The organism is Micromonospora sp. ATCC 39149, assembly GCF_000158815.1.
Lineage (GTDB): Bacteria > Actinomycetota > Actinomycetes > Mycobacteriales > Micromonosporaceae > Micromonospora.
On record NZ_GG657738.1, the window covers coordinates 4,079,509 to 4,098,801 of the forward strand.

Consider the following 19,293-nt stretch of genomic DNA (forward strand, 5'->3'; position numbering starts at 1 on the left):
GCGGGGTGCGGGGTGGGGCCGCTGCAACCGGCCCCACCCCGCGCGTGATCATTCGAACAGGGACAGGGTCAACGTCGAGGTGTACGCGCCCGCGGCGACGTCCGCCGGGGTGCGCAGGTACAGGTCGGCGTTGACGGAGTACGAGTCACCGGCGACGGCGCCGGAGTCGTACGTCGACATCAGCAGCTCCTGGTCCGCCAGGCCGACATTGTTGCCGGGCTGGGTCGGTTCGTCCAGTACGGTCACGACCTCATCACCTTCGGTGACCGAGCCGCTGGTGCCGCCGTCGATCAGCCGCGGCTTCCAGCCGAGGTGACCGGCGCTGATCGGCGCCTGTCCGCCGTTGCTGACGAAGTCGCTCGCGCTGCCGACCACGGCCCAGGCCGCGCCGGCCGGCACCTCGTCGGCGGTACGGGTGTCGGTGACCGTCACCGTCGGCAGGGTGCCGACGAACTGGCGGACCAGCAGGGTCGAGCCGTCCTCGGCCAGCGCGACGGAGTCGCCCGCGACCGACAGGGCGAGCACGCCCGGCTCCCGGATCTCCTCGATGTCGACCGTCACCCGTACGTCGGCACCGTCACCGTCCTCGGCCATCGCGGGTGACGGCAGCGCCGTCGTCCCGGCCAGGAGGGCAGCCGCGGCACCCGCCGCGAACAGCCGCTTACGCTTCCAAGTGTTCATGCGATCTCCGTTGACGTCTGTGGTTGATGGGGGTCGGTGATTATCCGCCGCAGCTGATGGCGGGGTGGTTGGCGGTGGCGACGGTGGTCACGGTGGTGCCGTCGATGGTGCCGGTGGCTCGGACGGTGGCGGTGCCGGCGGCGACGGAGGTCGCGCGGGTGTTGAAGGACTGGTAGGCGTTGGCGCCGGGTGCGACGCCGGTGAACGTCCGGGTGCCGTGGGCGGTTTCCAGGGTGATGTCGACGGGTGCGGTGTGGCCGTTGTGTGCCTGCACCGCGACGTACGCCCGGGCCCCGACACACCGCGCCTGGGCGCTCGCCGTCACCGGCAACTCGGGCTGGGCGGTCGCGGCCTCGAACTTCCAGGAGTCGATCTCGAAGAGGTCCGCCCCGGCGGGGCCGGAGTAGGTGAAGTAGACGTCGTGCACGCCGCTGACGCCGCTGATCGCGGCGGAAACCTCGGCCCACCCGCCGACCGGCGCGTCGACCGGGACCGTGCCGACCACGGGACCCGCGACGTCGTCCAGGCGCACCTGGATGCGGCCGCCGGCGGCCAGCGCCCGCACCTTCGCCGTCACGCTGGCGACGCCGTCGGTGCCGAAGTCGACGGACGACAGCGCCGTCCAGTCGCCGTTGTCGATGTCACGCACCACCAGGTTCGGCGCCGAGGTGCCGAACTGGGCGGAGGCGCCGTCGACCTTCGCGGTCGCGATGCCCTTGCTCCAGCCGAAGGTCTCCGCCTCGAACACGCGGTACGGGTCGAAGTTCCTGACCTGGTTGACGCCGGCGTAGTTGCCCACGACCTGCTGGATCGTGCCGTCCGGGTTGAAGGTCAGCTCCTGGATGTGCGGGCTGCGGTACCCCTGCGTGGTGTTGCCGTTGATGCGCTTGTTGAGCGTCGGGGCATGGTAGGTGAAGTAGTACTTGCCGCCGAACTCGAACACCGACTGGTGGTTGTTGCCACCGGTGCCGGCGCCGAAGAACTGCGACTGGTTCGGGAACAGCACGCCCGCGTAGGTCTCCTTCGGCCACGACATCGGATTGTCGGAGATCAGGTAGCCGATCTGGCCGCCGCCGGGGTAGCCAGGCAGGGGCGTCTGGTTGCCGCCGAAGTCGGGTCCGCCGAAGTGCGACGAGTACGACAGGTAGTACTTGCCCGCGCGCTTGAAGACCTGCGCCGCCTCGAAGGAGACCGGGGTGTCGACCACCACGGCCGACCCCTGGGTCGAGATCATGTCGCCACCGAGCTTGATCGCCCGGATGTTCTTCGGGTTGTTGAAACGCTCGGCAGCCGGCATGTTCGTCGACGCGGGGCCGCCACCGAAGTAGAGGTAGGCCTGGCCGTCGTCGTCCACCAGCGGAGCCGGGTCGAACTTCCACGCGACGTCCTCGGCACCGGGGGTGCTGCCGTTGATCAGCGTGCTCGTGCGCTCGCTGGTCCACGGGCCGAGCGGCGACTCACCGGTGATCACGTTGCTCGAACCGCCGCCGTTGGCGTAGTAGAGGAAGAACTTCTCCTTGCCGTTCACCGTCTTCTTGGCCATGCCGGGCGCCCACGAGTTGCCGGTGAACGGCGCCACGCCGTTGGGGCCCGCGACCTGGATCTCGCCGTGGTCCGTCCAGTTCACGAGGTCCTCAGAGGAAATCAGCGTGATCTGGTTGATGCTGCCGTAGTTGATGCCCGGCGAGACACCCGTGACCGGGTCGGGGGCGTAGCCCTGGGTGTCGTTGGTCATGTACAGGTACACCCGGCCGCCGTGCACGAAGCCGAAACCGTCGGCGCCGAACTTGTGCCCGATCAAGGGGTTGTGCTCACCGGGCAGCTTGCCGACCACCTCGATGGTCTTCGACGGCGGCGGGGGCGGTGCCGCCCCGACCACCGACACGTCGTCGAGCTTGAAGTCCATGAGGTGCAGGTCCGGGCTGGTGGCCGGCGTGCTCGTCCACGGCGTCTCGAAGAACAGCCGCGCCGTCGACACGTTCTGCGCCGCCGGGATCGTGAACGTCCCGTTGAACTGCGCCCACTGGCCCTTCGTCGCGACCACGCTGACCAGGTTGGTGTAGGTGGACCCGCCGTAGTGCATGGTGGCGAAGAACTGCTTCGTCGCCGGCCCGTTCGCGTTCTCGTACTTCACGCGGGCCGTCAGGGCATAGGTCTGCCCGGCCTGCACCTTGCCGCTGAGATCCTGCATCGGTCCGGACCCGGTCGTGGCCCGGCCGGTGACGAGCGCCGCGCTCGAACCGGAGTAGGCGTCGGGGGTCGACGACAGCACCGCGCTGTCGGTCGAGTTGCCGTTGTTCACGAACCAGTTGGCGATGCCGGCCTCGAATCCCCCGTTCACGATGAGATTCTGCTCGGCGGCCTGGACCGGCGCCGACGTGGCGACCAGCCCCGCGGCCAGCATGGCACCGACCGCCGCGATCGCGGTGACCCGGCGCCGGGTAGCCCCTCGCAAGCGTTGTTTCACCCGTATCCTCCTTCGCTCTGATGTGCACTGTGGGTTACCGACCCTGCTTCGGGTCGGTGGGACGGTTGGCCCTGTGGCAGGACGGGTCGTTCGACGCGGCCGGGTCGAGGCGCGGGGGACCGGCTGGACCCGGCCACCGGGAAGAGGCCGGTGACGTTTCCGTGGCGGCTATCCGCCGCAGCTGATGGCGGGGTGGTTGGCGGTGGCGACGGTGGTCACGGTGGTGCCGTCGATGGTGCCGGTGGCTCGGACGGTGGCGGTGCCGGCGGCGACGGAGGTCGCGCGGGTGTTGAAGGACTGGTAGGCGTTGGCGCCGGGTGCGACGCCGGTGAACGTCCGGGTGCCGTGGGCGGTTTCCAGGGTGATGTCGACGGGTGCGGTGTGGCCGTTGTGTGCCTGCACCGCGACGTACGCCCGGGCCCCGACGCACCGCGCCTGGGCGCTCGCCGTCACGGGCAGGCTGGGTGCGGCCCGGAGCACGCCGAGTCGGGCGAGCTGGTAGCTGAGCGCCCGCTCCGGCGCGTCGATCTGGTTCTGGGTGCCGAAGCGACCGGCCCGGGCCGCCTTCGCGGTGGCGAGCGCGGCCCGCATCGCCGTCCAGGCGTCCGTCGGGTGGTGGCGGCTGTCGAGCGTCTCCGCGTACGCGATGGCCGCGTCGAGTTCGCTGGTGTCCAGCGGCAGGCCCTGCGCCGTCAGCGTGTCGCTGAGCAGGTAGTGGTCGAAGTCGACCCGTCCGCCCGTCGCTTGCGTGGCGTAGTTGAACAGGCCGACCCGGTGGCCCATGAAGTGCGCGAGGCTGCCGTCGAGCGTCTGCGGGCCGACCCGGTTGCCGAGCCGGGTCCAGGTCAGTCCGTCGAGACTGTAGTAGAAGGTGGTCCAGAGCTGTCCGACCGGCGACGCGAAGTCCAGATCGGCCTTCACGTACACCTCGGTCGCGTCCCCCAGCGGCACCGTCGTGCCCGGCAGGAAGTTCTCCAGCGCGGCCTGGTCGAGGTCGACCGCGAACGGTTGCACCCGGTTGACCACGCCCAGCGTGTTCTGGCCCCCAACCCGCTTCACCGCCACGTACGAGAAGCCGCGGTTGTAGGCGGCCAGGCCGGCGACGTCGCCGTTCCTCATACCGGAGATGTCCATCCGGGTCTCGGCCGACTGTCGCGGACCGAAGGTGCGCTGCGAGAGGGTGTTGCGCGCCTCCTCGAACCAGGCCAGTTCCGCCCGGTTCGACAGCTTCGTGTAGACGTACTGGCCGGTGACCACCTTGCCGGTGGTCAGCCGCAGCCAACCGTCCCGATCGGTGAGCGACCAGTACCGGTTGTCCGGGGCGTGGTTCCACTCCCACGCCATGTCCAGCCGCGAGCCGTTCGGGGCGATCTCCGCCTCGGTCGGGTACTCGGTTGTCACCGGCTGCCCGACGATCGAGACATCGTCGATGAGGTACTCCACGCTGGACGACGGCGGCTGCGGGTTGCCCCACGGCGTCTCCACCGCGAACTTGACGTTGTTGAGGTTCGCCGTCGTCGGGAAGGTGTACCGGCCGGTGACCGTCGTCCACTGCCCGACCGGCACGGTGCCGAACGCCATCACCTGGACGCCCGAGCCCCAGTCCGCGGCGAGGTTGAACCGCACGCTGCTCGGCCCCGACGCGTATTTGATCTTCGCCGACACGGTGTAGGTCACGCCGTGCTGGAGCTTGCCGTTCAGGTACTGGTTCGGGCCGGAGCCGTTGAGCGTGCGGTTGCCGACCCGCAGCGCCGCCGAGCCCGAGGCGCGGTCGGCCGGGTCCAGGCCGAGCGTGGCCCCGAACTGCGCCGCCCACGGCGCGACGCCCCCGGACTCGAAGCCGGCGTTGCCCAGCAGCTCGACGCCGAGGAGTGACTCGTCGAGGTCGGGCGGCGCGGGAATCGTCCACTCCTCGTCCAGGTACGCCTTGTGCGGCGCGTCGTTGGCGAAGTCGTCCGAGGCGACGAGGCTCTTCTGCCGTTCGAGGGCCTCCTCGGCCGGGCTGAGCCGGATCGGCTTGGCGAACTCGCCGTCGACCGGCACGACCCCGTTGTTGCCGAAGGTCGGCCACCCGTCGGACCAGGTGGCGGGGATGAGCGCGGGGATGCGACCGATCGGGAACGTGTCGCGGAAGAACATCCCGTGCCAGTCGGTCCCGCCGTCGGCGCGGGAGACCGGTACGAGGCTGCCCTGGGCGAAGCCGTTGGAGTTGAGCACGCCGCGTGCCTCGTAGGTGTTGACGCCGCCGGCCGAGGTGTACCGCCCGAGCAGATCCTTCGAGCGGAGCATGACGACCTGACGCCCCTGGCCGGAGGGCCAGGTGATGATGACGGCGTAGTACCAGCCGTCGATGCGGTAGAACTGGGCACCCTCGAACAGGCCGCCGATGAACGGCTTACCGGCGTAGTCGCTTGCCGTGAAGATGTTCGGGTAGTCCTGCTCGATCGCGGTCAGGCCGGCGTTGAGGCGTACCGCGCTGGTGCCGCCCGAGCCGTAGAAGATGTACGGCGTGCCGTCGACGTCGAAGAAGAGCGACGGGTCGTGCAGGCCACGGCCGAGGGCCGTGCGTTGCCACGCGCCGTCCTCGATGTCGGCCGTGCGGTAGATGTACGCGCCGTTGAGGTTGTTGGTGTTGAAGGCGACGTAGAACATGCCGTCGTGGTAGCGCAGCGACGAGGCCCACTGCCCCTGACCGTACGAGTTCTGGCCGTTGCGCAGGGAGAACGAGTCGCCGATGCTCGCCCGGTCGAAGACGTAGTTGACGGTCTCCCAGTTCACGAGGTCGTAGGACTTCATGATCGGCGCGCCCGGGCTCAGGTGCATCGTCGTGCTGATCATGTAGTAGATGTCCCGGCCCTCGTCGTTCTCGGCGGCCGGGACCCGTTCGACGCTGATGTCCGGCACGTCGGAGCGCAGCAGCGGCACGGAGTACGTCCCGTCGCCCCGGTCGGTCGACGTGTACGACGACTCGGGCGACCAGCCGTCGACGGCCTGGGCCGGACCACCGACGGACACGACGCCGGCACACAGGAGCGCCCCCACGACTCCCAGCGAAACCCGTCGCAGCCCACCTGACGCAGCGGAGACACCAGGACCCACGGATACTTTCATGCGCCACTCCAGCCGCGAACGTAACGGGGGAGTTCATAATGTTATCGCTCACATGTGCTGTCAAGACATCGCTGAGACTTGCTGGAAATCTTCCTGAAATGGTGGGGATTTGGCTTGGGAGTGCTCCCGAAACGCGAGATCAGGCCGTTGGGCATCGGAACACAACTTGCCCAATCCACAACAAAATCCCTGAGGGTGATGTATGGGTCGACAGACAACGAGAGTCTGATAACGGGCGTCATGTGCGCGCTAACACGCCACCCTTGTAATCGGGAGCAAGGCGTGGCACTCGTCCAGTGTGCTGCGCCGAAAATTCGTTTGACGAGTGGGTAGGGGCGGTGGATGTGGAGAGTGGGGCGGTGGGCAAGTGGCGGCGGTTTCTGAAGCTGCGGCTGGACGGGCTGATGGACGGGCAGCGGCCGGACCGCCCCGCCGTCGATCGGCCTCGACCAGCCGATACGGGGTGGTGACGACGTTGAAGGGAGGTTCGCGCAACGCCGCCCGCTGGTCATGCAGGTCGGTGGCCGAGAAGTTGCGGTCGTCGAACTCCGCGATTGGGTTTATCTGGCTTGATTCCGTCCTCAAGCCACACCGAGCGGACATTTCTAACTCCACGAACCCGCTGTTCATCGAGAGGGTCGTCGACGTCGTCGGGCTCTACCACACCCGCCCGGGCGGGCCATCGTGCTCTGGGTGGACGAGAAGAGCCGGATCCAGGCCCTCGGCAGGTCCCGACCCTGAAAGTCGACATCTGTTCCTGGATCGCCGACCAAAAACGCGACCTGCGGCCGTTCATTCGGACCAAGACCGCCGAAGAGGCCCTCGAATCACTCGCACGATCTTGTAGGCGGATTTCCGGCGAGAGCGCCAGAGAAGGCTTCGTCGGGAGCGGTGCGGAATCAGGGGAATCTATGCGCCAATCCATTGTCGTGACCGGGCTCGGCCCCTCGGCAGCACGGCGCCCGACCTTGCGAGGTGACCCGCACTCACGGAGAATCTCGAACTCAGGGAGGCGTTGGATGACATTGACTCAGTCCCGCACGAGGCCCGGGGCGAACGGCTGGACCGACGGCGTATTCACCAACCCGGTGCTCGCCGGTCTGCACCCGGACCCGAGCGTCTGCCGGGTCGGCGACGACTACTACCTGGCCTGTTCCAGCTTCGAGTATTTCCCGGGGGTGCCCCTCTTCCACAGCCGGGACCTGGTGCACTGGGAGCAGATCGGCAACGTGCTGGACCGGCCCAGCCAACTGGTGCTGCCGCCCACGATGCCGTCCTCCGCAGGCGTCTACGCGCCGACCCTGCGCCACCACGACGGGCGCTTCTGGCTGATCGTCACCAGCGTCGGCGACGGCGGCGGAAACCTGATCTACACCGCCACTGACCCGGCTGGCCCCTGGTCGGACCCGGTCCGGGTGCCGGGGGTCAACGGCATCGACCCGGACCTCGCCTGGGACGAAGACGGCAACTGCTGGTGCACCTACGCCGGAATCGAACAGGTGCGCATCGACCCGCACACCGGGCGGACGATCGGCCGGCCGCGCCGGCTGTGGTCCGGAGCGCCGGGGGCGCAGGCACCGGAGGCGCCGCACCTGTACCGGGTCGGCGGCTACTGGTACCTCCTGATCGCGGAGGGCGGCACCGAGCGCGGCCACGCCGTCTCGATCGCCCGCGCGCCCGCCCCCGACGGGCCGTTCGAGCCCTGCCCGGCCAACCCCATTCTGACCCACCGGGGCACCAACCGTCCGATCCAGAACACCGGCCACGCCGACCTCGTCGAGGCGGCCGACGGATCGTGGTGGATGGTGCTGCTCGGCGTACGCCCCGGTGGCGGCACCCCCGGCTGGCACGTACTCGGGCGGGAGACCTTCCTGGCCCCGGTGACCTGGACCGACGGCTGGCCGGTGGTGGGCGAGGTCGCGCCGGTCATGACGGCGCCGCCGTGGGCCGCGCACCCGGTGCCGCTGCCCGTACCGGACGACTTCGACAACGACGGGTTGCATCCGCGCTGGATCTCGGTGCGGTCCCGGCCCGCCGAGAGCTGGTCGCTGACGGAACATCCCGGCTGGCTCACGCTCCGGGCGCGCGGCGCGTCGATGGACGATCCCGCCGTCACGTTCGTCGGCCGCCGTCAGCAACACCTGTCGTGCCGCGTCCGGACGCTGGTCGACGCGACCGCAGGGCGCGGCGGGCTCGCGGTACGCCTCGACGAGCGGCATCACTACGAGATCGAGGCGGGCGATGGAGAGGTCCGGGTGGTCGCCCGAATCGGAACGGTGCTGTCGACGGTGGCCACCCGCTCGGTCACGGCCGGCCCGGTCCGCCTCCGCCTCGACGTGATCGCCCCGTCGCCCGGTGACTGGCACCCGAGCAAGGAGCCCGACCTGCTCCAGTTCGGGATCGAGGAGGCGGACGGCGCGGTCGACGTGCTGACCACACTGGACGGCCGCTACCTTTCGACGGAGGTCGCCGGTGGCTTCACCGGCCGGGTGATCGGAATGTACGCGGCAGCCGGCAGCGTCCGCTTCGACTGGTTCGACTACGAGCCCCGGGGCGACGACGCGCGGACACCCGGGTCCGAGTCGGGGCCCTGACCGGCGGCAAGGTGGGCATGGTTAACATCAAAAACTCAAACAAGTTCGTGATGCAGCTACGCCGTGGCGAAGCTGAGCACCACGGAGCTGACCTCCATCCGGCGCGCACGCTGGTGGGTGCCAGGCGTCGATCCCGTTGTTCGATAGCAGCGCGTCCAGCTATCCGAAACGCTCTCTCCACTGGCTACAGCTAGCCTTGCCGCTGAACACGCCGTGAAGAAAGCAGGGCAGATCCAGGTTCGCCTGAGATTGGCAAGCTTCGAGCGCGCGGCGGTCGGCGGCGTGAAGCCTCCGATCATGGGCAGCGGCGGGACGGACGACGTGGGTGCCGGGTGGAGCACCGATCGCGGCGCCGACGAAGCGGCGTTGTCGTCGGAAGAGATCGCCGCTGCGCGGGTGACCGCGCTGCGACACGCGGTCGCCGCGCGGAACAGTTCGCTGCGGGGGTTGTGGCCGATGGCGGCAGACACGCCGGTGACGTCCAGGACGCGGGTCTGGCCGGTGTGGATATCGCGGAGGCGGGCTCGGGCGACGGCGTCGTCGTGGCCGAGGATCTCCTCGACGACGCTGTTCCACGCCAGGTGGATCTTGTCGTTGTCCAGCGCCCGGTCGGTCATGATTCGGCTGGCGCGGAAGGTGTCGCGGCGGTGGACGATGGTGACGCTGCGGGCGAAGCGGGTGAGGAAGGTGGCTCTTCCACGGCGGTGTCGCCGCCGTTGACGACGGCGATGTCCTGGCCTCGGAAGACTCGTCGCAGGTGGCGCAGGCGGACATGCGCCCCGCCGGACTGCTGCCCTCGATGACCAGGGGTGCGAGGTCGGCGCGGGCAGCGGTGTACCCGGCGGGCCCGGAGCCGATGATGATCAGGCCGTGCGGGTCGGACACGAGGGGATTCTGCCCAGGGTGCAGCCGCCCGCCGGCGTCGAGGATCGGCGGGCGGTGACGGGGTCAGCCGGTGGGGCGCAACTCGGCGAGCAGCTTCTCCACCCGGCTCCGGATGTCGTCGCGGATCGGGCGTACCGATTCGACGCCCTTGCCGGCCGGGTCTTCGAGTTTCCAGTCCTCGTAGCGCTTGCCGGGGAAGACCGGGCAGGCGTCCCCGCAGCCCATGGTGACGATGACGTCGGAGGACTCGGCGGTGGCGTACTCGAGGAGCTTGGGGGTCTGGTCGGTGATGTCGATCCCGACCTCGCGCATGGCCGCGACTGCGGCGGGGTTGACGGTCTCGGCGGGAGCGGAGCCGGCGGAGCGGACCTCGACGGCGTCACCGGCAAGGTGGCGCAGCCACCCGGCGGCCATCTGGGAACGACCGGCGTTGTGGACGCAGACGAACAGGACGCTGGGCTTGTCGGACATCAGCAGCCTCTCTGGCGGTACGGGTCGCAGGGCCGGTTCACCGGCGCCTCGTCAGGAATCGTGGGCAGCGTTCGGTCGGGGTCGCTGTTGCGGTCGAGCAGCCGGTACCGGCCGGCCGGATGCGGCCGGTTGAGCAGGCCGCGGTACGACGTGTGGGCTGTCCGGTGCTCGGGCTCGCTGGTCATCGGTGGTGGTCGAGGGTCGGGTCCCGGTCGTCGGTGGGCACCACCACCTGGTCGGCGGCCCGCCCGGCGTCGGGGTAGAGCGCGGCCAGGAGGCCGATGCCCACGGCGAGGCCGACGAACTGGGCGAGGACGAAGCCGGGGACGGAGGTGGGGGCGATGCCGGCGAAGGTGTCGGTGAAAGCGCGGCCGATCGTCACGGCCGGGTTGGCGAACGAGGTGGACGAGGTGAACCAGTACGCGGCCCCGATGTAGGCGCCCACGGCGGCGGGCGCGACGGGGGCGCGGCCCGAGCGGGCGAGGGCGAAGACCAGCAGGATCAGACCGGTGGTGGCGACGACCTCACCCAACCAGAGATGCCCGACGGCGCGGTCCTTGCCGGAGAGGTCGACTGCGGCCAGGTCGAACATCAGGTTCGTCAGCACCGATCCGGCGATCGCCCCGGCGACCTGGACAACGACGTAGCCCCCGAGTTCGCGGGCGGTGAGGCCGGTGCCGGTGCGGCGGCCGAGGAACCAGTCGGCGGCGGAGACCACCGGGTTGAAGTGGGCACCGGAGACCGGCCCGAACATCAGGATCAGCGTGCCGAGAGCGAACGCGGTGGCGATCGAGTTCTGGAGCAACTGCAACCCGACGTCGTCGGGGGAGAGGGTGGTGGCCATGATGCCGGAGCCGACCACGGCGGTGACCAGCAGGGCGGTGCCGGTGAACTCGGCCAGCAGGCGCCGCCAGAGTGCATTGGTCATCAGTCTGTTCTCTCCCATTGCGGTAACGCCCGGACCGCTGTCGGCCGGGGTCTATCGGGTGGCGGGGACGTTCAGCTCGTCGAGCAGCCGGCGGACGCGGCGTTCGATCTCGTCACGGATCGGCCGCACACCGGCCACGGTGAGGCCGGCGGGGTCGTCGAGGTCCCAGTTCTCATAACGAGTGCCGGGGAAGACGGGGCAGGCGTCGCCGCAGCCCACGGTGACCACGACGTCGGCGGCGCGCAGCGCGAGCTGCTGGTCGACCGAGAGGTCTTGCGCAGGTAGGCGTTGGTGTCAGTCACGGTGGTCTCCCGAGCTCATGGCGGGGGTGATGACGGGGGCGACGCGGTCGACGCGGGCGGCGAGGTCGGCGTACGCGGCCTCGAACGCGTCGTCGGTGTCGAGGCGGACCGGGTCGGGCACCGACCAGTGCAGCCGGGGTCGGCCCGGCCCGGTGAGTTCCTCGTGGGCGTTGTCGCAGACGGCGACAACGAGGTCGTCGTCGCGCACGATGTCGGCGACATGGGAGGTCGCGGTCGGGTCCAGGGTCAGCCCGTGCCGGTGGGCCACGGCGACGGCGCGCGGATGAACCCGCTCGGCGGGTTTCGTGCCGGCGGACGCCGCCGCGGTGTGGGTGCGCTCGGACCACAGGGCGGCGGCAAGCTGCGAGCGGGCGGAGTTGCGGGTGCAGACGAACACCACCCGACCGACGCCGGTCAGCGGCGACGGGGTCAGCGTGGCGAGGGCTTCGGGTCGCAGCCGCAGGTAGGTGCGGCGGCGGTCGCCCTCGGACCGGCCACGGACCACGAGGCCGGCGTCGGTGAGGACCTTGACGTGGTGGGCGACCAGGTTCGTCGGCATCCCCAGGTCCTGGGCGATCTCGCCGGGGGAGGCGTCGCCCAGGGTGAGCGCGTCCACGATCGCCAGGCGCGCCGGGTCGCCGAGCGCGGCGTGGATCCGAGCACGCCCTTGCAGGGAAGCAAGCTCAGTCATCATTGACTCAACTATCGCTGAGATGTTTTCCTGCCGTCAAGTGGGGGGTGACCTCCAGATGGCCCATCGTGAACCCGGTCAACGTGCCACCCACGCGGCGTGGCATGCAGACGAGTGGTTGGGTCCCCCCACCGCCATGCCTGACCGGGCAGGCCGGCGACCAGCGGTGGGATCGACGACCGATTGTGTGCTACGGTAGCCGAGTTGCAGTTTTGATTTCCGTAGACGTTTTCCGGCGCCTGATGGGGCATCTGAAACCCATCCAGGCGCTTTCGTTTTCGTGTCGTTTCGACGCGGGTGATCAACGCGGCGGCGTAAGGGTCCGCACAGTGCGGTCTCTGACAGCCTGCGAAGGAGCAGACATGACTACAGGTACCGTGAAGTGGTTCAACGCCGACAAGGGCTTCGGCTTCATCAGCCCGGACGGCGGCGGCGCCGATGTCTTCGCCCACTTCTCCGCGATCTCGGCGAGCGGCTTCCGCAGCCTCGACGAGAACCAGAAGGTGGAGTTCGACATCACCCAGGGCCAGAAGGGCCCGCAGGCGGAGAACATCCGCCCGCTCTGATCCACATTCCGCAACGGCGGCCCGACTGGTTCAGCGGGCCGCCGTTCGGCGTCTCATGCGCTTACCGCGGCATCGCGAGAATTGTCTGATCGGCAGAAGGTCGGCCATCTCGGCGTGGAGCCGACTTGGCATTGCCCCGTGTTCTCTTCCCCGGATCGATTCGGACCTCGGGCGCAAGTCCGCCAAGGCCGACTGCCAGATCGCCCAAGGCGCGCCTCTGGCTCATGAGCCAGACAGACACAGGCATCGACCCGTATCCACAACGGGCCGATTTTCGCATCGCCGCCGCCCTGACGGTCGAGGCACGTACGGTCGAGGTCAGGTGGAGCACACCATGGTCGGACTCGACGCCCTACCTCATGATGACTGTCAGCCAGCCCGGGCCGGGGTGCACGGCGTTACATCCTGAAGGGTTGATGACTATGACGACGACCTACTCGGGTCCTGCGAGGCTGATCCTGGTCGACGGTGCCTGCATCTCCGGCATGGCTTCCCTCAGTACCAACCAGCGCGGAGACCTCAGCGGCTGGGGCGGCACGTTCCGTCCGGACGAGATCACGACAGACCTTCGCAACGCAGGCCAAGGGCTGCAATTGGAGCTGCCCTACGATCGGGTGGGGACAGTCGCCGTCACCGGCGTACGCAAGCTACTCGCCACGCAGGTGTTGATGTCGTTGGCAGGCCGCGGACCCGCACCATTCTGATCGCGCGCCGCACGGCCGCCGCTACATCGCCGCCGCAACCGTCGCCATCCCCCCGGGGACGTCACTCGCGTGTCAGGCCCGGTGGCAGCGCGTCTTCGTCGGGTCGGACCCGGCGGGCGTTGGCCACAGGGTCGCGTTCGAGGGTGTGGATCAGCGGTTCCGGGCCGCCGACGCAGGTCCAGGTGTCGTCCCAGAGTGCGGAGACCAGCCATGACCGGTCGGCAGGGAAGAACAGGTCGGGTAGCGATCCGCAGGAGTGACGCATGTGACCGGTCCGCCAGGTGAGGGCCTGCTCGGGTCCGGCTTCGACCAGCACGTACGGCCAGTTCCAGTAGAGCGAAACCCTGGGGGCGTGGGGAAAGACGACGTCATGGGCGCCGGTGTCGAGGTACGCCAGCCACCACGGCTGGTCGGGGGTGTGCGTGATGAGGTCTTCGACCAGAGCGTGCTCGTAGGCGGCGGCGGTGACGTCGTCGGCCTGGTACGTGGTGGCGTAGGCGTCGAAGATCGGCGGGATGGCGGTGGTGATCGAGATGCCGGCAGTGGCGTGACCGGCGATCCATTCCACGTCGGCGGCGGCGCCGATGCGCCAACTCCGCCCGTCCCTGCTGACCTGCACACCACTATTCAAGCCGCTGCGGTGACGGTTGTCGAACGTTCTGATCATCGCCTGCAACACGTCCGGCGACGCGCCCACGATCTGCTCGCACAGCAGGTCAACACAGGGTTCACCCTCTCAGATGCGGCCATCGCGCATCACTCCCCTTCACTGGACTTAGCCGTCTCGAAGGATCGTGCGGTGGCCGTCTCCCCTCTGCGCAACACGACCATTACGGGCAAGTCGTACACCACTCCAGTGGACGCACCCCGGTGACCAGTGCGCACATCTGTCGATGTGCGGGCACGGGTCGCAGGCGACCTGTGTCATCGTCCTTCCATGGCGATCAGCTTGCGCGTGGCAGACAATCGGGATGTGCCGTTCCTCGTCCAGTCGGATCTTCACGTCGACCGGATGGAACTCCACAGGGTCATCGAGGTCGGTCGAGTCACCGTTGCCGTGGAAGACACGTCCATCCAGGGATGGCTCAGGTGGGGCCTCTTCTGGGACGAAATCCCCTTCATGAACATGTTGTTCGTTCTCGAGCAGCACCGCGGCAAAGGCCTCGGCACCCGGCTGATCCAGCACTGGGAGAACCAGCAGCGGGCAGCGGGCCATGGCTCGGTGATGACATCGACCCTGGCGAGCGAAGAAGCCCAGCATCTATACCGCCGCCTGGGTTACGTCGACCGCGGATGCCTCCTGCTACCGGGTGAACCACTGGAGATCCTTCTCGCCAAATCTCTTGGAGAGTGACGCATTCATTTGCCGCGAAGCGCTCGTCACCGAGGGTGACGTCGGCGAGTTGTTGGTGTTTGGACGTGTCGAGTTGGGTACGTCGTCGCAGCGACGGCAGTGTCGGCTCAGCCTTGAGGACGGTCATCTCTCGTCTCTGTGTGCTACCAAGAAACCGTTGCCTGCAGGCCTTGGACGTACTGCGGCCGGACTGCCTTGATGAAGGGCTAGAAGCTAGGAGTACGTGGATGAGAGCGATCGTGTACGACCGGTACGGGCCCCCGGATGTGTTGCGGATCGAAAACGTCCCCAAGCCGTCTCCTACTGCCCGGCAGGTGCTCGTCAAGATTGCGGCGACCTCGGTCAACCTGAGCGATTGGGAGACTCTGCAAGGCTCACCGCTGTATTCACGCATCGGTGGGCTACGCTCACCGGCACGCCGGACACTCGGCTCGGACATCGCCGGCTGGGTCGATGCGGTCGGCCCGGCCGTCACCCGGTTCCGACCCGGTGACGAGGTGTATGGCGACAACCTCATGCTCAAGGGCGGCTTCGCCGAGTACGCGATCGCTCCCGAGTCGGTTCTGACCCACAAGCCCGCCGCCCTTACCTTCGCCGAGGCCTCGGCGATCCCGCAGGCGGGCGTCATCGCGTGGCAGGGGACCAAAGGCGCCGCAGTCGGGAAACGGGTCCTGATCAACGGTGCCGGCGGAGGATCGGGCTCATTCGCCATTCAGCTCGCCAAGCAGCTCGGCGCCGAGGTGACCGGCGTCGACAACGCCGGCAAGCTCGACTTCATGCGATCGGTCGGCGCGGACAAGGTGATCGACTACCGCAGCCAGGACTTCACCCGCAGCGGCCCGTACGATCTCATCCTCGACCTGGTCGCGCACCGGTCGGTGTTCGCCTACCGCCGGGCACTGACCCCCGGCGGCCGTTACCGGTGCGTCGGCGGATCGGTCTCGGCGCTGCTGCGCGTACTGACGATCGGTGCCGCGGCCGGCCGGCTCACCCACCGCCGCCTGGGCGTGCTCGCCGTCAAGGAAGGGCCGACGCATTTCGAACCGGTGGCCGACCTCTGCACCACGGGCAACCTCGCCATCCACATCGACCGATCATTCACCCTCGATCAGGTGCCCGAGGCGTTGGCCCACGTCGGAGAGGGACGCGCACTCGGAAAAGTCATCGTGACCATCAACTGACCAGCGGCATCCGCACATGCCGCTGATCGGGCGCGCGTTCGGTCACTGCGGCGTCACGGCTGTCGAGCAGCATCTGATCAAGACCGCCCGATCTGAGCTCCCTCGCACGCGTGACCAGCTGTTGGACCTGATCCGGTGAAAGCCAGCTGGCGACAGCTACCAGGCTGCCGATCTCCTGGCTCGTCCCTGCTGCACGGGGCCAACGTCGGCACCGCCCGGCTGGGCAATGACCGACTTGCGCCGGATCGTCACCCACCTCGGGCATGACGGGACGTACCCGGTGATGGGCTCTCTTCGGTGCGGGCGATCCGCTCAGCGTAGGCCGCCCGGTCCGACCAGGCCCGTCTCGTAGGCGACGATGACCAGTTGTGCCCGATCGCGTACCGCCAGCTTGGTCAACAACCGCCCGACGTGCGTCTTCACGGTGGGCAGGCTGAGACTGAGCTGCTCGGCCAACTCCGCGTTGGACAGGCCGCGGGCGATCAGCATGAGCACCTCCCGTTCCCGCTCGGTCACCCCCTCCAGCCGTCGCGGTAGCGGCCGGGCCGGCTCGGGCCGACGCGCGAACTCGTCGATCAGCCGGCGGGTCACCGTTGGCGCGAGCAGTCCCTCTCCGGCGGCCACCACCCGGATGCCGGCCAGCAGTTCCGCTGGCGGGGTGTCCTTGAGCAGGAATCCGCTGGCTCCGGCGCGCAGTGCCCCGTAGACGTGCTGCTCCGTGCACTCGTCGACGACCACCGGCAGACCGTCGTGATGGTGACCCACGTTCCCACCGCCGCCGCGTACGCCGATCGCGTTCTCCTACTCACCGACGGCCGCGTCGTTGACGACATGACCGGCGGGATCACCGCCACGGTCGTCGCCGCGCGGATCGCCGAACGGGAGACGCTCCCGGCGGAGGCGGCTGTGGAGCAGCAGTGCTGAGCGTCCGGCGGTCGGCAAGCGCGTTCGTGGCCGTCACCCTCGGCGTGGCACTGGTCGCGGCGGCCACCCTGCTGCTCGCCTCCGGCCGCCCGCAGGTGCCCGACCGGCTGGCGTACGCGGCAGTGGTGGTGCAGAGCCCCGAGGCGGGCGCGCCGGCCGACTCGTTCGCGCCAACCCGGCCCTGGTCCGCACCAGGACGGCGGAACTCACCAGCAAGCTGGCCAAGGTGCCGGGCGTTACGAAGGCAGTGCCGGACCGGACCTTCTACGCCCAGGCGCTCGTCGACGGTCGGCCCCCGGCCACCGATGCGCAGCGGGAGGACGCCCACCAAGGGCACGGCTGGTCCAGCGCCCGGTTGGGGGGACTCCGTCTCACGGCCGGCGAGCCGCCCCGGCAGGCCGGCGAGGTGGTCGTCGACCGGGCGCTCGGGCTGCGTCCCGGCGGGCCGGTCACCCTGCTCACGGCGGCGGGCCTGGAGCCGTACACCGTCACGGGTCTGGTCGACGCACCCGGCGTCTACGTCACGGACGAGGTTGCCGCCGCGCTCGCGCCCGGCGTCCGGGCCATTGGCCTGCTGGTCGCGCCGGGCGCCGATCCCGAGGAGGTCGCCGAGACGGCTCGCGGTGTCGTCGGGGGAGACGGACGGGTGCTGACCGGCGACGGACGCGGTGCGTTGGAGCCTCGGGGTGACGCCCGTACCCGCTGGATCGGCATGCAGGTGCTCACCGCCACGGCGGCCCTCGCCGTCTTCGTCACGGTCTTCGTGGTCGCCTCCACCTTCGCGTTCACCGTGGCGCAGCGTCGCCGTGAGCTGGGACTGCTGCGCGCAGTCGGCGCCACTCCCCGTCAGGTCCGCCGCATGGTCTACGCCGAGGCGCTCGTCGTCGGTGCCACGGCCGGGCTCGTCGGTCTCCTGGCCGGCGCGGCGCTCGCCCCGGTGTTGGGTCGGCTTCTGGTCGACGTCGGCTTCGAGCCGGCGACCTTCCAGGTCCGGTACGAACACTGGCCGGTCGCCGTCTCGTTCGTCGCCGGCCCGGTGATCGCGCTGCTGGCCGTCTGCTCGGCGTCGCGCCGAGCGGCACGCGTTCGCCCGCTGGAGGCGTTGCGCGAGGCGGCGGTGGAACAGCGACCGATCGGGCGGCTACGGATTGCCACCGGAGTGCTCCTCGTCGTGGCCGGGGTCGCCCTAAGCCTCGGCACCGCGACGTCCGACGAAGCCCGCGACGCCGCCACGTTCGCCCTCTACGCGGTGATAGCCCTGGTGGCCGGTGCCACCGTGCTGGCTCCGGCGGCCGTCGGCCCGGTGGTGCGGATGCTGCGGTCGCCGGTGCGTCGACCGGGTGGCGCGATCGGGATGCTGGTCCGGGCCGGGGCGTTGACCGCGACCCGGCGGACGGCTTCCGTCGCCGCCCCGGTGCTGCTCACGGTCGCGTTCGCGGTACTGGTCTCCGGGATGGTGCGCACCACCACGGCCGCGTATGCGGCGGGCCGGGCCGACAACGTGAACGCCGGCTGGATCGTCGTGCCCGACCGCGCGCCGGGCCTGTCGGACCAGGCCGTCGCAGCGACCGGGGGCACCGCCCTCCTGCCAACGACGGTCTTCGAGAGCGACCCGAGCACGTCGCCGGAGAACCGGCCACTGACCGCGCTCGGCGTGGACCCGGCGGGATTCGCCACCGCGAACCGGGCGCTCACCGTCGTCGCCGGCTCACTGGGCGACCTGAGGGGCGACGACACGGTGGTCCTTCCCGCCTCGGCGAACCGGCAGCCCTCCGAGCCGTACGCGCTGGTCTTCGCCGATGGTGAGGTGTCGCTGCGCGTCGTCGCGGTCGTCACCGACGACTCGATCCCCGGCGACCTGCTACTGCCCCGATCCGTGGTGCGGACACACGACCCATCGGCGCTCACCTCCGCGGTGTACGTGCAGGACCGGATCGATCCTCCGGTCGGAGCGCGGATCGTGGACGTCTCCGTGTGGGCGGCCGAGGCGGATCGCGCCGAGGATCGCCTCGTCTGGATCTTCACGCTGCTACTGATCGGTGTGTCAGCCGGCTACGGGGCTGTCGCGGTGGCGAACACGTTGCTGTTGGCCGCTGCCGGCCGGGTGACTGATCTGCGGCTGATCCGGCTGGCCGGTGCGACCCGGAGGCAGGTCATCTGGCTGGTCACGGCCGAGCCCGCCCTGGTGGTGCTGATCGGTGCGCTGCTCGGAGGGGCTGTCGCGTTCGTCGGTCTGCTGAGCATCCGTGCCGGCCTTGCCGAGCAGGTCGGCGGACCGGTCGACCTGGTGGTGCCGTGGTCCGTGGTCGGCGGGGTGGTGGGGCTCTGCCTGCTGCTAGCGGTGCTGGCGAGCGCGCTGCCGACCTGGCGATCACTGCGCCACCGTCCCGCGCGGTCTCCCGTCGGCATCGTGGGGTGAACCCGTACCACCGCA

15 protein-coding genes and 2 pseudogenes are annotated in these 19,293 nt (G+C 69.4%); 7 read left to right on the forward strand and 10 right to left on the reverse strand.

The features are described 5' to 3' along the window. Window positions 1-48: 48 nt before the first annotated feature. The 3 genes from MCAG_RS17550 to MCAG_RS17560 all read right to left on the reverse strand — a co-directional run bounded on the left by MCAG_RS17550 (window position 49) and on the right by MCAG_RS17560 (window position 6,190). Window positions 49-681 (reverse strand): hypothetical protein, encoded by a 633-nt coding sequence (locus MCAG_RS17550; RefSeq protein ID WP_007074317.1) that lies wholly within the window; start codon window positions 679-681, stop codon window positions 49-51. Between the two features lie 40 nt (window positions 682-721). Continuing rightward, the gene (locus MCAG_RS17555; protein WP_007074318.1) at window positions 722-3,148 is read right to left on the reverse strand and encodes a family 43 glycosylhydrolase; all 2,427 of its coding nucleotides are present in this window, start codon (window positions 3,146-3,148) and stop codon (window positions 722-724) included. A 168-nt stretch (window positions 3,149-3,316) separates the two neighbouring features. Beyond that, window positions 3,317-6,190 (reverse strand): family 43 glycosylhydrolase, encoded by a 2,874-nt coding sequence (locus MCAG_RS17560; protein WP_007074319.1) that lies wholly within the window; start codon window positions 6,188-6,190, stop codon window positions 3,317-3,319. Between the two features lie 1,088 nt (window positions 6,191-7,278). Here MCAG_RS17560 and MCAG_RS17565 point away from each other — a divergent pair. Next, window positions 7,279-8,853: a glycoside hydrolase family 43 protein gene (locus tag MCAG_RS17565; RefSeq protein ID WP_007074321.1), complete on the forward strand. Its 1,575-nt coding sequence runs from the start codon at window positions 7,279-7,281 to the stop codon at window positions 8,851-8,853. A 56-nt stretch (window positions 8,854-8,909) separates the two neighbouring features. On the opposite strand, the pseudogene MCAG_RS31005 reads toward MCAG_RS17565, so the two are convergent. The 5 genes and pseudogenes from MCAG_RS31005 to MCAG_RS17595 form a co-directional block, all read right to left on the reverse strand. Then, window positions 8,910-9,738 (reverse strand): annotated as a pseudogene (locus MCAG_RS31005) (FAD-dependent oxidoreductase). Window positions 9,739-9,801: 63 nt separating this feature from the next. Beyond that, window positions 9,802-10,209, reverse strand: a complete 408-nt coding sequence (locus MCAG_RS17575; protein ID WP_036373943.1) for an arsenate reductase ArsC — start codon at window positions 10,207-10,209, stop codon at window positions 9,802-9,804. A 181-nt stretch (window positions 10,210-10,390) separates the two neighbouring features. Then, the gene (locus MCAG_RS17585; protein ID WP_007074323.1) at window positions 10,391-11,137 is read right to left on the reverse strand and encodes an MIP/aquaporin family protein; all 747 of its coding nucleotides are present in this window, start codon (window positions 11,135-11,137) and stop codon (window positions 10,391-10,393) included. A gap of 51 nt (window positions 11,138-11,188) precedes the next feature. Next, window positions 11,189-11,365 carry a hypothetical protein gene (locus tag MCAG_RS17590; protein WP_007074324.1) on the reverse strand — a complete coding sequence of 59 codons (177 nt, stop codon included), beginning with the start codon at window positions 11,363-11,365 and terminating at the stop codon, window positions 11,189-11,191. 66 nt (window positions 11,366-11,431) lie between these two features. Continuing rightward, window positions 11,432-12,133, reverse strand: a complete 702-nt coding sequence (locus MCAG_RS17595; protein WP_036373949.1) for a helix-turn-helix domain-containing protein — start codon at window positions 12,131-12,133, stop codon at window positions 11,432-11,434. A 359-nt stretch (window positions 12,134-12,492) separates the two neighbouring features. Between MCAG_RS17595 and MCAG_RS17600 the strand changes: the two genes are divergently transcribed. After that, window positions 12,493-12,696, forward strand: a complete 204-nt coding sequence (locus MCAG_RS17600; RefSeq protein ID WP_007074326.1) for a cold-shock protein — start codon at window positions 12,493-12,495, stop codon at window positions 12,694-12,696. Window positions 12,697-12,920: 224 nt separating this feature from the next. Beyond that, window positions 12,921-13,400 carry a hypothetical protein gene (locus MCAG_RS34945; RefSeq protein ID WP_232290205.1) on the forward strand — a complete coding sequence of 160 codons (480 nt, stop codon included), beginning with the start codon at window positions 12,921-12,923 and terminating at the stop codon, window positions 13,398-13,400. Window positions 13,401-13,461: 61 nt separating this feature from the next. Here MCAG_RS34945 and MCAG_RS17610 read toward each other — a convergent pair whose 3' ends face one another. Beyond that, complete coding sequence (locus MCAG_RS17610; RefSeq protein WP_232290206.1) at window positions 13,462-14,067, reverse strand: hypothetical protein; 606 nt, start codon at window positions 14,065-14,067, stop codon at window positions 13,462-13,464. Window positions 14,068-14,337: 270 nt separating this feature from the next. On the opposite strand from MCAG_RS17610, the gene MCAG_RS17615 reads away from it, so the two are divergent. After that, on the forward strand, window positions 14,338-14,754 hold the full coding sequence (locus tag MCAG_RS17615; RefSeq protein WP_050777998.1) for a GNAT family N-acetyltransferase: 417 nt from the start codon (window positions 14,338-14,340) through the stop codon (window positions 14,752-14,754). A 239-nt stretch (window positions 14,755-14,993) separates the two neighbouring features. After that, complete coding sequence (locus tag MCAG_RS17620) at window positions 14,994-15,935, forward strand: NAD(P)-dependent alcohol dehydrogenase (RefSeq protein ID WP_232290207.1); 942 nt, start codon at window positions 14,994-14,996, stop codon at window positions 15,933-15,935. 312 nt (window positions 15,936-16,247) lie between these two features. Here the strand turns inward: MCAG_RS17620 and MCAG_RS17625 are convergent. Then, window positions 16,248-16,652: pseudogene (locus MCAG_RS17625) on the reverse strand (LuxR C-terminal-related transcriptional regulator); the annotation flags it as partial. A gap of 39 nt (window positions 16,653-16,691) precedes the next feature. Between MCAG_RS17625 and MCAG_RS31010 the strand changes: the two are divergent. Next, window positions 16,692-16,859 carry a hypothetical protein gene (locus tag MCAG_RS31010; protein ID WP_369751327.1) on the forward strand — a complete coding sequence of 56 codons (168 nt, stop codon included), beginning with the start codon at window positions 16,692-16,694 and terminating at the stop codon, window positions 16,857-16,859. A gap of 226 nt (window positions 16,860-17,085) precedes the next feature. Then, the gene (locus tag MCAG_RS17630) at window positions 17,086-19,278 is read left to right on the forward strand and encodes an ABC transporter permease (protein ID WP_007074332.1); all 2,193 of its coding nucleotides are present in this window, start codon (window positions 17,086-17,088) and stop codon (window positions 19,276-19,278) included. The last annotated feature ends 15 nt before the right edge of the window (window positions 19,279-19,293 follow it).